The 13,291-nt window shown below is 41.0% G+C and carries 14 protein-coding genes; 7 read left to right on the top strand and 7 right to left on the bottom strand.

Annotated features, from left to right (window positions below; all coding sequences use genetic code 11):
- Positions 1-11: 11 nt before the first annotated feature.
- On the bottom strand, positions 12-1,355 hold the full coding sequence (locus MKZ02_RS05560) for a hemolysin family protein (RefSeq protein WP_340852324.1): 1,344 nt from the start codon (positions 1,353-1,355) through the stop codon (positions 12-14).
- A 398-nt stretch (positions 1,356-1,753) separates the two neighbouring features.
- Positions 1,754-1,924, bottom strand: a complete 171-nt coding sequence (locus MKZ02_RS05555) for a hypothetical protein (RefSeq protein ID WP_182917022.1) — start codon at positions 1,922-1,924, stop codon at positions 1,754-1,756.
- 230 nt (positions 1,925-2,154) lie between these two features.
- Here MKZ02_RS05555 and MKZ02_RS05550 point away from each other — a divergent pair, with 230 nt between their 5' ends.
- From MKZ02_RS05550 to MKZ02_RS05530, 5 genes are all read left to right on the top strand, one after another.
- Positions 2,155-2,820, top strand: coding sequence for a response regulator transcription factor (locus MKZ02_RS05550; protein WP_340856332.1), 666 nt, complete (start codon positions 2,155-2,157; stop codon positions 2,818-2,820).
- On the top strand, positions 2,817-3,833 hold the full coding sequence (locus tag MKZ02_RS05545; RefSeq protein ID WP_120034737.1) for a sensor histidine kinase: 1,017 nt from the start codon (positions 2,817-2,819) through the stop codon (positions 3,831-3,833). Before MKZ02_RS05550 ends, MKZ02_RS05545 begins: the two co-directional genes overlap by 4 nt.
- A 161-nt stretch (positions 3,834-3,994) precedes the next feature.
- Positions 3,995-4,762: an ABC transporter ATP-binding protein gene (locus tag MKZ02_RS05540; protein ID WP_120034739.1), complete on the top strand. Its 768-nt coding sequence runs from the start codon at positions 3,995-3,997 to the stop codon at positions 4,760-4,762.
- Positions 4,752-6,758: an ABC transporter permease gene (locus MKZ02_RS05535; RefSeq protein WP_340852322.1), complete on the top strand. Its 2,007-nt coding sequence runs from the start codon at positions 4,752-4,754 to the stop codon at positions 6,756-6,758. Before MKZ02_RS05540 ends, MKZ02_RS05535 begins: the two co-directional genes overlap by 11 nt.
- Before the next feature lie 228 nt (positions 6,759-6,986).
- Positions 6,987-7,604, top strand: coding sequence for a YitT family protein (locus MKZ02_RS05530; RefSeq protein ID WP_120034743.1), 618 nt, complete (start codon positions 6,987-6,989; stop codon positions 7,602-7,604).
- A 14-nt stretch (positions 7,605-7,618) separates the two neighbouring features.
- On the opposite strand, the gene cysC is transcribed toward MKZ02_RS05530, so the two are convergent.
- From cysC to MKZ02_RS05505, 5 genes are read right to left on the bottom strand one after another with little or no spacing between them, the layout of a single operon-like run.
- The gene (gene cysC, locus MKZ02_RS05525) at positions 7,619-8,218 is read right to left on the bottom strand and encodes an adenylyl-sulfate kinase (protein ID WP_120034745.1); all 600 of its coding nucleotides are present in this window, start codon (positions 8,216-8,218) and stop codon (positions 7,619-7,621) included.
- 12 nt (positions 8,219-8,230) lie between these two features.
- Positions 8,231-9,379 (bottom strand): sulfate adenylyltransferase, encoded by a 1,149-nt coding sequence (sat, locus tag MKZ02_RS05520; RefSeq protein ID WP_340852320.1) that lies wholly within the window; start codon positions 9,377-9,379, stop codon positions 8,231-8,233.
- 41 nt (positions 9,380-9,420) lie between these two features.
- Positions 9,421-10,131, bottom strand: a complete 711-nt coding sequence (locus MKZ02_RS05515) for a phosphoadenylyl-sulfate reductase (protein ID WP_120034749.1) — start codon at positions 10,129-10,131, stop codon at positions 9,421-9,423.
- A 32-nt stretch (positions 10,132-10,163) separates the two neighbouring features.
- Positions 10,164-10,697 (bottom strand): histidine phosphatase family protein, encoded by a 534-nt coding sequence (locus MKZ02_RS05510; protein ID WP_340852318.1) that lies wholly within the window; start codon positions 10,695-10,697, stop codon positions 10,164-10,166.
- Positions 10,679-11,449 carry a phosphosulfolactate synthase gene (locus MKZ02_RS05505; RefSeq protein WP_120034753.1) on the bottom strand — a complete coding sequence of 257 codons (771 nt, stop codon included), beginning with the start codon at positions 11,447-11,449 and terminating at the stop codon, positions 10,679-10,681. The genes MKZ02_RS05510 and MKZ02_RS05505 overlap by 19 nt, the downstream gene beginning before the upstream one ends.
- Before the next feature lie 191 nt (positions 11,450-11,640).
- Between MKZ02_RS05505 and MKZ02_RS05500 the strand changes: the two genes are divergently transcribed.
- Positions 11,641-12,864: an MFS transporter gene (locus MKZ02_RS05500; RefSeq protein WP_340856331.1), complete on the top strand. Its 1,224-nt coding sequence runs from the start codon at positions 11,641-11,643 to the stop codon at positions 12,862-12,864.
- Positions 12,865-12,878: 14 nt separating this feature from the next.
- Complete coding sequence (locus tag MKZ02_RS05495) at positions 12,879-13,163, top strand: hypothetical protein (RefSeq protein WP_120034755.1); 285 nt, start codon at positions 12,879-12,881, stop codon at positions 13,161-13,163.
- Positions 13,164-13,291: the final 128 nt, after the last annotated feature.

The raw sequence follows: 13,291 nt of genomic DNA, 5'->3' as shown, positions 1-13,291 counted from the left end.
CATTAAGCGAATCAGGCTTCTTTTATCACTTCTATTTCTCCAATCACCGGTGAAAGCGCAGGAGCTGCTTTCGTTACTTCGACAAACTTAATGTGATAGCCATCCAATTCGATGACCTTAAACGTGCAGCCTCCTCGTTCGATTGTATCGCCTTCCTGAACTTCAAATTTCTCAGTTAGAATCCAGCCGCCGACCGTATCAACATCTTCTTCGTCGATGTCCAAACCGAACAAATCATTTACTTCAGTGAGCAATACTTTACCGTCAAGTATCAGCTGCTGATCATTAATTCTTTTAATCATTGGGGTTTCATCTTGGTCAAATTCATCACGAATTTCGCCAACGATTTCTTCAAGAATATCTTCTGTTGTAACAAGTCCAGCCGTACCGCCATATTCGTCAATTAGGATGGCCATCTGAATGCGTTCTTTTTGCATTTTTACAAGCAAGTCATGAATGGCAATCGATTCAATTACTTGAATAACAGGACGAATATAATGATCAATTGTTACATTTTTCTTCTTTTCATCTTTGATGTAATCTGTCAGAACTTCTTTCATGTTCACCATACCGATAATCCGGTCTTTATCGCCGTCAGCGATCGGATATCGGGTATAGTTTTCTTCCATTGCTATTTCAATACACTGTTCAACGGTGTGCGACTTATCAAACGCCGTCACTTCCGTACGGGGTACCATAATTTCTTTAGCAACACGGTCATCAAACTCAAAAATATTGTTTACATATTTATATTCTGACTGGTTAATTTCTCCGCTCTTTAAGCTTTCTGATAAGATCATACGCAATTCTTCTTCTGTATGAGCCATTTCACTCTCTGAAACCGGCTTAAAGCCGAATAATTTGATTAACAGCGTAGATGATCCATTCAGTATCTTAATAAATGGATACATAAGACGATAAAAAATAATCATTGGTTTGGCAGCCAGCAACGTAACTTGTTCTGCCTTTTGAATCGCTATCGTTTTTGGCGCTAATTCGCCCACAACGACATGCAAAAAAGTAACCGTGGAAAAAGCAATCAAGAATGATAAGACACTGACAACAGACTCAGCTAATTCTAAGCGCACGAACAGCGGATGCAGCAAGTGTTCTACAGTTGGTTCACCGAGCCATCCGAGTCCGAGAGCTGTTACCGTAATTCCTAACTGACATGCGGATAAATACTCATCAAGATTCGAGATCACTTTCTTTGCAGCTTCCGTATTCGCCCGTCCTTCAGCTGCCAGCTGATCGATTCTTGTGCTTCTTACCTTTACGATTGCAAACTCGGTCGCTACAAAGAAACCGGTTAATGCAATCAAAAAGGCAACCATGATTAAGTTTAATATGTCCAAATAAGATCCTTGCGGCTACATTGTGCCGTAAGGAATTACACCTCCGTTAAATTAAAATGAATATCTCTATTCAACCGTCCTTTTTTTCGCGCGCTGAGGCTTGATCCGGCCTGTTTGCTCACAAAAATCAGTCTGGTTGCTTCTGTCCATAAACCGAGCTACACTGCCTGCAAACATGTTTACATTTCTTTCTACTGCCTTCCCAACATCCTCACCTCACTTTTACATACTTCTACTTTAAGACATCGGTCTTTTTCAGTCAATATTTAGAAAACAAATTTCAGACAATGATGCCAGATAGTTAATTGCCAATCCTTGATAAACGAGCTTATATTTATTATATTTATTTAAGCAAAAAAGAAGGCGCCCAAATTAAATGTTCGGGCGCCCTTTTGCTTTTACTGTATAGGTGTCTTTCTTGATCGGGTATTCATTCCCTGTCCACCCATATTCGTCAGCTGGGGAATGACATTGGGAAGTTGTCCGCTCCGGCCAGTCATCATGCTGTAAGCAACTGCTCCAATGCCGATTGAAGCAACGATAGGCAATAATTGAATGTTATTTCTCATCGTCCTTCCACCTGCCCTCTGTTAGATTGCTTTTTCAAGCACATATAGTTTTTGTTACTGGTGCTTAAAACACTCAAGTAGTTTTTAACAAAGAAATCTTTGCCACACACTTTCATTTTTTCCAACCACTGCTTTCATTTTCGAGGCCGAAAAAGTAAAATATAGGCAGCCTCATTTTAGGCTTTCTAGAGGCCATTGCAGCATTTAAAGGAGTGATTGCTTTGCAAAAAATGAACATTTTAATCATAGAAGATGCCGAAACTGTTCGCCATGAGCTCAAGCATTTTTTGACCGCTTATGGATATGAAGTTGAGGCACCGGATGATTTTGAGCATATTCTTTCTTATGTAAATAAGGAGGATATCCATTTAATATTGCTCGATATTAATTTACCTGTATTTGACGGTTACTTCATTTGCCGTGAGATTCGCAAAACATCCCAAGTGCCAATTATTATTGTGACAAGCAGAGATAATGAAATGGACGAATTAATGAGCATGAACCTTGGAGCTGATGATTTTATTACGAAGCCTTACAATACACAGATTTTGCTTGCACGGATTGATGCCGTGCTTAAACGAACCTATAAACAATTAGAAACGTCCGTGCTGACATTTGAAGAATTGAAGCTCCACTTATCTAATGGAACGGTCTCTTATAAGGGCGAGCAGCAGGATTTAACAAAAAACGAATTGAGAATTCTACATTACTTAATGACGAAAAAAGGCAGCATCGTTTCCAGAGAAGAACTAATGGAGCATTTATGGTCCTCCGATCTGTTCGTTGATGACAATACCCTATCTGTCAACATGACCCGCTTACGTAGAAAAATTGAGAGTCTGGGCATGAAAAATCCGATCGAAACGCGACGCGGTCTTGGGTATATCTTGTCATGAGGATGCTCACGTATATAAAAGAAAGGTCTGCTTTTTTATTTATTAACGTGCTTCTGTTCGCTTCGATCGCGCTTTTTTTATGGTTTGTCCATGTCCCAGGCTGGCTGATTATTCTCGTTTTTATTTGTTGGTTCATTCCCCTCCTCACTTCATATTTACTTGAGTTCTGGCAGCGAAAAAATTATTATGAGCCGCTGATTATGAATGCACAGCTGCTGGATCAGCAATACCTGCTTTCAGAAGTGGTAGAAAGACCGGATTTCTTAGAAGGCAAGATTGTTCATGATATCTTACAGTCAACAAACAAGCAGATGCATGAACATGTGAATAAGTACAAACAGATGCAGACAGAATATCGGGAATATATCGAAACATGGGTTCATGAAATTAAAACCCCTATCGCTGCAGGCAAATTAATTCTTGATAATCATAAGAGCTCCGATGTAAAAGGAGTCTATGAAGAATTCGAAAAAGTTGAAGGGTTCGTCGAGCAGGCGCTGTACTATGCGCGCAGCAGCAGTACAAGCAATGATTATCTCGTGAAAGAATTCAGCTTGAAGCCCTGCGTAACCAATGTGCTTAAAAAGAATGCGAAGGCATTTATCCATAATAAAATCCAATTGGACTTAGCGGATTTTAATGAAGTCGTCTATTCTGATGAAAAATGGGTCGAATTTATTATCAATCAGCTTATTAGCAACAGCATTAAGTACAGCCAAAAAAAGGAGAAAAAGATTCGCATCTTTACGACCATGCATGAACATAATCTTATCTTGCATATTGTTGATAATGGTGTTGGCATTGGTGAAAAAGACATCCGGCGGGTCTTCGACAAAGGATTTACCGGAGAAAATGGCCGGGCCTTTGGAAGCTCCACAGGCATTGGATTGTATCTTTGTAAAAAACTCGCTGATAAACTCCATCTTGGACTGGATATTCAATCACAAAAAAACGCCGGCACAGAAGCACGAATTATCTTTCCAAAAAGCAAAGTGACTCTGCTAGAGCAGTAACTAATAACAGCGAAAGGGATCGTTCCTCCGCAGCCTCAGAGCCGTAACCAACGGCTCTTTTTTAATCTTACAAAAATGTAAGTCTTCTGCAAACAAAAGCAATATGTGTTTTCTTTTAACAGCGGTACACTGAACGTACCAGATAAAGGAGCGTGGCAAAATTGAATTCCGTATTAAAAGTAGAACAGATTGAAAAATATTTTGGCAATAAAGGCAATGTAACGAAAGCCATTGACAATATTAGTTTTACGGTGGAAAAAGGAGAATTTGTTGGCATCATGGGACCATCCGGAAGCGGAAAAACGACCCTATTGAACTGCATTTCCACGATAGATCATGTCACAACAGGCCATATTCAGATTAACGGTACTGATATTACTAAATTGAAAGGCGGAAAACTTGAGAAATTCCGGCGCGATGAACTTGGCTTTATCTTTCAAGACTTTAACCTGCTCGATACACTAACGGGCTTTGAAAATATTGCGATTGCGTTAACCATTCAAGGACGCAATCCAAAAGAAATTGCGCAAACAGTGGAGGAAGCAGCATCAAAATTAGAGATCAGCTCCGTATTAAATAAATTTCCTTATCAAATGTCCGGCGGCCAGAAGCAGCGTGTCGCTTCCGCCAGAGCTATCGTAACAAATCCTTCCATCATTTTGGCAGATGAGCCTACGGGAGCGCTGGACTCAAAATCCTCCAGGCTGCTGCTCGATGCGTTTGAGAAGCTGAATGACGAAATGAAGGCAACGATCTTAATGGTCACCCATGATGCATTCACCGCCAGCTATGCGAAACGCATTTTATTTATTAAAGACGGCAAAGTCTTTAACGAACTAATAAGGGGCGGAGATTCGCGAAAGGAATTTTTTAACCGCATTATCGAAGTGGTGACTCTTTTGGGAGGCGACACGAACAATGTTTTTTAAGCTATCTATGCGCAATGTGAAACGCAGCTTTAAAGATTATTTCATTTACTTTCTGACCTTGACCTTTGCCGTTTGTATTTTTTACAGCTTTAACTCGATAGCTGATCAAGAAGCCATGCAAGACCTGTCTGCCAGCCAGTCAGAAATGATAAATAGGCTCAAGCAACTTCTTTCCTTTATTTCAGTTTTTGTTTCTGCTGTTCTTGGCTTTCTTATCATCTTTGCTAATAACTTCCTGATCAAGCGGCGGAAGAAGGAACTCGGTTTATATATGACACTTGGGATGGGGAAGTATAAAATTTCCCAGCTTCTCGTTACCGAAACACTCGCTGTCGGCATTCTTTCATTAGCAGCTGGTTTGGCGGCCGGGGTATTTATTTCTCAAGGCCTCTCACTTTTGGCTGCTTCATTGTTTAATGTTGATTTTACGGGCTATACATTTGTCTTTTCCAATGATGCCATGGTAAAAACCATTCTTTACTTTGGGATTATTTATTTATTAGTGATGCTTTTTAACAGTATCGTTGTTTCAAGATACAAACTGATTGATTTATTAACAGCAGCCAAAAAGAATGAGCAGCTAAAGGTGCGAAAAACCTCCGTCTCTGTTGCCTTGTTTATTTTATCGCTCATTATTTTAGCTGTTTCTTATGGAGTCATGCTTAAGTACGGATTAATGGAAAGCATGAAAATCGTTTGGACGTGTGTTGGCCTTGGAGCCTTTGGAACTCTGCTGTTTTTCATGTCACTGTCCGGGTTCGCCCTGAACATCATCCAGCAGTCAAAGAAGATTTACTTCAACGATATTAACATCTTTGTGCTGCGACAAATCAACAGCAAAGTAAATACGACGTTTTTATCGATGACAATTATTTGTTTAATGCTGTTTTTTACAATCGGTGTCCTTTCCACCGGCTTCAGCTTGAAAGATGCCATGAATAAAGACCTGGATACGTCTACACCTTTTGACGCCAGCTTAAGCCTCCTTATACAGGAAGAAGGCAAAGCAAAAGACATCCGTGAAGCAGAGAAGCAGCTCGAACTGGACCTGGATGCTTACGGAAAGACGTACCGCTTTAACCGCTATCAGACCGACCAAATGCTAAAGCCGCTGCTGCTTCCGTACAAGGATAAAAGTACAGAACAGCTTATTCAGAAAAAATTCGATGATGTTTATGTAATGGCTATCACCCGATCTGATTATAAAGCCATTGCAAAAATGCAAGGAAAAGAGCCAGCAGCGCCTAAAAAGGATGAAATTCTGCTTGTCTCTAGCGCTGGTACTTTTAAAGATACTTTCAAACGATTTACGAAAGAACATAAGACTATAAAGCTGAACGGCCAAACATACCGAATTGCCGGTAAAGTCGTCAACTTTTCCCCTTCAACCGATTTCAAAGGGATGGAATACTTAACAGCAGTCGTACCGGATGCAGCAGTTGCTCATATGAAACCGGCCAACTCCATTGTTAATATCCAGTACAAGGGCGGTCAAAAAGCAAAGGATGAAGCGTTGTACAAATTACTTTATCCCTTTATGACAGGACCTTCCCAAAAGGAGTATGGCTTCGTTTTAGGAGGAGCAACGAAATCAATGGTTTACGAATCATACACTGGCACATCAGCTATTACCGTGTTCATCGGGATCTATCTTGGCATTGTCTTCTTGATTTCCAGCGCTGCCGTACTCGCTTTGCAGCAGCTGTCAGAAGCAAGTGATAACGTGGAAAGGTACACCGTTTTAAAGAAAATCGGCGTAACAAAAAGAGGAATCAACAAAGCCATCTTCAGACAAATTTTTATTTATTTCATGATGCCTCTTTCCTTGGCAATCTTCCACTCTGTCTTTGGTGTGCAAGTTGTGAACAAAGCCATCATGGTAGCGGGCGGCGGGAATGTACTGCTCCCTTCCCTGTTGACCGGACTGATTATCATTACTGTGTACGGCGGCTATTTCCTGGCTACTTATTCCGGATACAAAAGAATCGTACGATAAATATTGCGCCTAAGTTGGAGTGAATTAAGCTTTCCTCTAATTTAGGCGCTTTACTTGCAACCAGACTTTGTTCTCCCTATTGCTCAGGCTTATTTTAATAAGTAACCTCCATCAAAATCACACATATTCTCGTGTTTCCCTCATAAAATGGACAAGGAGAGACAGTCTTTAAGGGGGAATAAATATGGAGGATATAAAGATCAATTTGAAGGATCTGTTCAAATAGTTATGAGGAGACTCCTGCTAACCTATTTCTATCTGCTCATCGGAGCGTTCTTGCAAGGAATGGCCATGTCTTTATTTTTATTTCCACACTCCATCCCCTCTGGCGGAGCGGCAGGCTTAGCCCTCCTGATGAATCATTGGTTTCACTTGCCTCTCGGCTTTTCCTTATGGCTGGCAAATGCTGCCTTTCTGCTCTTTGCCCTAAATTACTTCGGCTTCACCTGGACATTTCGGACAATCACTTCCGTTGCGGCTACCTCTACGACTATTAGCATTCTGACTTATCAAATTCCTCATATGCATGTACATATTTTTTTCGATATGTTAGCAGGAAGCATCTTTTTCGGTATCGGAGTCGGGATCTTAATTCGAGTTGGCGCTTCCAGCGGGGGAATGGTCATCCCGGCATTGATGATTGCCTCCTATAAAAACTGGAGCCCTGGAAAAGTGATGATGGGAATTAACCTTTTTATCTTTTTACTAACCTCTCTCATTATTGATTATAAAATTGTTATTTACGCTGTTGTTTGCCAGTTTCTCTCCACGAGCCTTATCGATTATATTTATGAATTTAGATTTCAAAAGGTCAATGTTCTCTCCCCTAATTGGAGGAGAAAATAAACAGAAGATCCTGGTTACAGGATCTTCTTCGCGGTTAAGTAAGCAACTATCTTTTCAACAGATTGTTCAATCGTCATTTGATCGGTCTCGATAACGATTTCAGGATGATAGGGAACTTGATAAGGGGATGTGATTCCAGTAAACTCTGGGATCATGCCTTTTCTCGCTTTTTTATATAAACCTTTTGGGTCCCGCTCTTCGCACACCTGGATGGGGCAATTCACGAAAACCTCAATAAACTCCTCTGGTTTAAACATCTCTCTTACTAGCTGCCGGTCTTCACGGAAAGGAGAGATAAAGGCAGAAGAAACAATTTGGCCGCTGTCAACAAATAATTTAGCCACTTCTCCTATTCTGCGGATGTTCTCTCTCCGATCTTCTTCTTGAAAGCTGAGATCCTTATTTAGGCCGTGACGGATGTTATCCCCGTCCAAAACATAACTTCTGCATTGCTGTTGAAACAACGCTTCATCTACCGCATTTGCCAAGGTGGATTTTCCAGATCCTGATAATCCAGTGAACCATAACACACAACTTTTATGCCCATTCAAAAGATGGCGATTTTCCTTTGTAATGGCTGTATGATGCCAAGTGATATTATCAGCTGTTCCCATATTCTACATCCTTTATATTTTTGTATATGCTTTTTTCATTCCCTTGATAAGAATGTCCACTACTTCCGGCCGGCTGAATTCCTCTGGCGGATGCACTCCATCCTTTAACATTTGTCTAACAGCCGTACCCGACAAAATGATGTGCTCTTTCTGCTCGTGAGGACATGTTTTTTTGGAAGCCATATTTGCACACTGTTTACAATAAAAGCTATGTTCAAAAAATAACGTTTTAATCCCCAGCTCCCCTTCTTCAAAATGACTAAAGATTTTCTGGGCATCATACGTTCCATAGTAGCTTCCTACTCCCGCGTGATCCCTGCCTACAATAAAATGTGTACAACCAAAGTTTTTTCGGACGATGGCATGAAAAATAGCCTCTCTCGGTCCGGCATAGCGCATAGCAGCTGGGAAAACAGATAAAAACACCCGGTCTTTCGGATAATAATTCTTCAGCAATACTTCGTAGCTTTCCATGCGTATTTCACTTGGAATGTCATCTGCTTTCGTTTCACCGACGAGTGGGTTTAAGAACAGCCCATCTACCGTTTCGAGTGCTGTTTTTTGAATGTATTCATGGGCTCGATGCACCGGGTTACGCGTTTGGAAGCCAACAATGGTTTTCCAGCCCAATTCATTAAATTTTTTTCTCGTATCGATAGGATCTAAATAATAGCGGCTGAATTTACTTTTCTCAGGCCTCTTTACAAGAGTAATCGGCCCGGCCACATACATTTCCGGCCGTGCAAAGAGCTTTCTTACACCTGGATGATTTAGGTCTGCTGTTTGATAGACCTTTTCCGCTTCTAATTTTTTATCGGGGAAAAATATTTCCTCTACGTTCATGACGCCATAGATGGTTCCATCATACGCAAGGTTGACGGTTTCTCCCTTTTTAATTCTCTCTGCTTTCTCTTTCTCCACCGCCAATGTAATCGGCAACGACCAGGGCAACCCATTCGCCAGTCTCATGTTTTGCACAACACAATCATAATCTGCTTTCCCCATAAATCCTTGAAGGGGACTATAGCCTCCATTAGCGATCAGCTCTAAATCGCTCAACTCCAATGTGTCAAGTTCTATGCAGCTACGTGATAAATCAGCGGACAATAGCAAATCCACTCGGTTAATTAGCTTACCGCCATGCGGTGTGTTTTTCTCCATGTTCTTCCCCCTTGGCGTCGTTGTCGCTTATACCACTCTTGCTAATCTTGATGAAGCCCGCATTCAGATTTTGAACGGCCTGCCCATCGGCCTGCCCGGAGTTCTTCATTTCCCAAAACTGGCTCAGTGCATGGGGCGCACCCAATACTCGGAAATCCTTTGTCATGGAGCGGGTTGTAGGGCAGCTTATTGACATGGAGATATGTCATAATGTCCTCCCATGTCCAATGAATTAGAGGGCACACTTTCACCTTGTGGAATTTTTCATCTTTATTGATGTACTGAACATGTCTTCTTGTCGGAGATTGTTCTCTCCTTAAACCTGAAATCCATGCTTTTGCTCCCTTCAATGCCTCCTCAAGAGGGGCTACTTTTCTTAGATAGCAGCAAAGGTTCGGATCGCGTTTCCAAAGTTCTTTCCCGTGCTGCTCAGCCTGGGCTTCCAACGTAATAGCGGGACGCACTTTCTTAATTTGCAGAGAAGGGTAGCGCTCCTTCACTTTTTCAATTAATTCATAGGTCTCTGAAAAGTGAAGCCCCGTATCAAGAAAAATAATTTCCGCTTGCTTATTTACCTTTGAAATCAAGTCGATTAAGACGATTCCCTCGGCTCCAAAGCTGCACGCATATACCACGTCGTTTTTATATTCACAAAACGCCCATTTTAACACGTCCAAATAGTCAGATTGGGCTTCCAAGATATCTTTCAGTTTCTTTTCATCCCAATTTTCGTATGTTAGTAAGTCAGCCAATAGCTACTCCCCCGTTTCTCTCCCCGTTGCCTTTAGAAATGGAACGTCAATGTGATGCATTCATTATTTTCTACAGTCATTTTATTCATATTGTTTATATGACCATATTGAAAATAAGACACAATGGCTCTCATCCACGACCCATGGCCGAACACCAATACATTGTCCCATTCCTTATATTTGTTTAAAAATAAAATGATCCTGTTTTCTAAGTCCTTTATGCTTTCTCCTAAAACTAACTCTTTCGGCTGTTCCATCCACTGCTCACGATGCTTTTCGTAAAGTTTTTCTTTTGGAAGCCCCTCAAAGGGACCAAAATCTAATTCATCCAACAACGGTTCCGTCTCAAACGAATAACCATAGAGTTGTGCTGTTTGCTGCGTTCTCTTTAATGTACTGGTCAATACGATATCAAATGGCGACAGTTCTTTAAGAAGCTTCTTATTACGGATAATACCCTGCCGGAAAGGCTCCGCTAGGGGGGGAATTCCGATGTCTCTTCTTCCCTGTAACCTTTGTGTTTTATTCCAATCTGTTGGGAGATGTCTTATAAAGGTAATTTGCATTCACTGTCCTCCAAATAAAATGTTTCGCTTCTTAGCCCGCATCGCTGAGCTTCCAGAACTAATACATCATGGATTTTTACGTTTCCTAAATTCACATTTGCTCCAATTTCTTTAATAAAATACATTTGGTTTTTTGGAGTAGGGGCTTCAAAAATAATTTTCCGGCTATCAATATCCTTGACTAATTCATTAATCAAGTTGCATTTAATGTTGCCATTCTTCTCGTAAATTCCAGCCGTGCCAGAATCTCTTCCTTCAGTAATTACATACTGGCAGCCCGCTTCAAGCAATTGCTTCATCTCATTCTTCCATTGGGAGACGGCCATTTCCTGGTTGGAATCTTTTGAGCCAACTTCTGCAATTACACAGAACTCTTTTTTTATTTGAGAAATAAGATCGAGGCGCTCTTGCAATGGAATATTTATCGTTCCGCTTGAAACTTCAATACAGTTAATTTCTAAATTGCGCAAGCTTGCCAAGTATTCGGGAATCTTATTTTGGTAATAGCATTTCTCAAATAAGGTGCCTCCAAAATAAGGACGAATGCCATATTGCTTATAAAGGTCCACCTTCTTCTTTAAATTTGGTGTTACATAAGCAGAACCGAACCCCATTTTAGCAATGTCAATAATGGAACTGTAATCATGTAAAATGTACTTCAATTCTTCTAATGGGGTCCCCAGATCAATAATCGAAGTTAATCCGTGAGTTCTCTTTCCAGTTGTCCTCTTCGGTAAGTCTAAAAATTCCATAGGGAATGGCCTCCTCTATTTTTCTAAGATGGACTATTCAAAAACTGGGTAAATGTGTAGATAATGGGCTTTTGCCCATAGAAATTAGACCGTTCCCCTGTATAAAGGAGAGGTCCCCTTCAAACAATAGGAAAGCATATATTCTTAACAGTCAGGGGTGTACATCATTGCCAAAGCAGAAACGAAAAGGCATGACAATTTTTGCGATCGGATCCATACCGCTCATTCTTGTCTTGGGAAACTCAATGCTTATACCAGTTCTGCCAAAAATGAAAACAGAACTAGATATAACTCAATTTAAGGTAAGTTTGATTATTTCTGTGTTTTCGATTGCCGCCGCTGTGTCAATTCCCGTATTGGGATATTTGTCCGACCGGTTTTCACGAAAAGCCATCATCATTCCTGCTCTCATCCTATACGGGGCCGGAGGGCTTTTGGCAGGATTTGCGGCGGCATGGTTTTCTAATGCGTATACATGGATTCTTGCCGGACGAGTCATGCAGGGGATAGGGGCCGCCGGGACTGCACCAATCGCTATGGCACTGACAGGGGATTTATTTAAGGGAGGCGAACAAAGTAAAGTATTAGGATTAGTTGAAGCTTCCAACGGATTCGGAAAGGTTATCAGCCCGATTATCGGTTCCCTCGTAGCGCTGCTCTTTTGGTACGCAGCATTTTTTGTTTTCCCGGTTTTTTGTCTAGTCTCCATACTGTTAACTATGTTCTTTATTAAAGAAAAGAAAACGAAAAAGGAGCCGCCTCCAGTCGGCAAATATATAAAAGGACTGGCCTCTGTTTTTAAAACTGAGGGACGCTGGCTATTTGCCGCTTACTTAACAGGTGCTATTTGTTTATTCACCTTATTTGGTATCTTATTTTACATCTCCGATATCCTGGAGAAAGACCACAAGATCGACGGAGTATTAAAAGGAGGCATTTTAGCTATTCCTTTGTTGTTTATGACGACCACCTCCTATATAACCGGGAGCAAGATTGGAAAAAGGATGCGGCTAATGAAGGGGTTAATCATATTGGGACTGCTATTGATGACTGCCTCTTTTGCAGCTTTGGTGTTCTTTGAACGCCTCATTCCTTTTTTTTCAGTTCTCGTCATTAGCAGTATTGGCACTGGACTTGTTCTGCCTTGTATAAACAGCTTTATTACAGGTTCCGTTCCTTCTGATCGCAGGGGGTTCGTCACTTCGTTATACGGTTCTGTTCGATTTTTGGGCGTGGCGATTGGACCACCCGTTTATGGTGCCTTAATGGCCTGGTCCCGTACCGGAATGTTCCTAACAACTGCCGGCTTAACACTCCTTGCTGCTTTGTTATGCCTTGTGCTCATTCATGTAAGCAAAAAAGAACCGTCTGAAGAAAAAAGCGATACACTGTTCGAAAAACTTCAATTTACGTAAAGGAGCAGGTAAAATTGCAAATATACTTTTCACCTGAGGTTATGACTCCTCAATTTCAAGTGCTAAACGTCGTGGACACTAATAATAAAGCGGTTGGAAATGTAGCCTTTTTATTTGATGAGAAAAAGTTATACATTTACGGAATATTGGAAGAAGAAGAAGTAGGAGCAGATTTTAAAGACTTGGTTACCCCTTATATAAAAGGACTGACAAAAGCCAAGCCAGATCTGGATGTTCTTTCCTGTCTCTATGTGGGCTGCAAAAAAATAGATCTGAACGGCAAAGAAGGAGAAAGTTGAAAATCTTCCAACTAGGAAGCCCAGCCACAATCGGCTGGGCTTAAATATTGAACCGCCCAATTAAAATTTTTATATTTCCCCTTTGCCCTCTCTCCCTTATTTTATTTGGATTATTCTTCCTTATTCCT

Origin of the sequence: Pseudobacillus sp. FSL P4-0506, from assembly GCF_038003025.1 — a bacterium.
In the GTDB taxonomy this organism is placed as follows: domain Bacteria; phylum Bacillota; class Bacilli; order Bacillales; family Domibacillaceae; genus Pseudobacillus.
The sequence above is the reverse complement of the archived record's forward strand: the minus strand, read 5'-3'. Positions and strand labels throughout refer to the sequence as shown.

Bases quoted from the DNA above. Each gene is read 5' to 3' on its own strand.
- MKZ02_RS05555 (WP_182917022.1), bottom strand. From the start codon at position 1,924: ATGAGAAATAACATTCAATTATTGCCTATCGTTGCTTCAATCGGCATT.
- MKZ02_RS05550 (WP_340856332.1), top strand. From the start codon at position 2,155: ATGAACATTTTAATCATAGAAGATGCCGAAACTGTTCGCCATGAGCTC.
- MKZ02_RS05545 (WP_120034737.1), top strand. From the start codon at position 2,817: ATGAGGATGCTCACGTATATAAAAGAAAGGTCTGCTTTTTTATTTATT.
- MKZ02_RS05535 (WP_340852322.1), top strand. From the start codon at position 4,752: ATGTTTTTTAAGCTATCTATGCGCAATGTGAAACGCAGCTTTAAAGAT.
- MKZ02_RS05530 (WP_120034743.1), top strand. From the start codon at position 6,987: ATGAGGAGACTCCTGCTAACCTATTTCTATCTGCTCATCGGAGCGTTC.
- cysC (WP_120034745.1), bottom strand. From the start codon at position 8,218: ATGGGAACAGCTGATAATATCACTTGGCATCATACAGCCATTACAAAG.
- sat (WP_340852320.1), bottom strand. From the start codon at position 9,379: ATGGAGAAAAACACACCGCATGGCGGTAAGCTAATTAACCGAGTGGAT.
- MKZ02_RS05510 (WP_340852318.1), bottom strand. From the start codon at position 10,697: ATGCAAATTACCTTTATAAGACATCTCCCAACAGATTGGAATAAAACA.
- MKZ02_RS05505 (WP_120034753.1), bottom strand. From the start codon at position 11,449: ATGGAATTTTTAGACTTACCGAAGAGGACAACTGGAAAGAGAACTCAC.
- MKZ02_RS05500 (WP_340856331.1), top strand. From the start codon at position 11,641: ATGACAATTTTTGCGATCGGATCCATACCGCTCATTCTTGTCTTGGGA.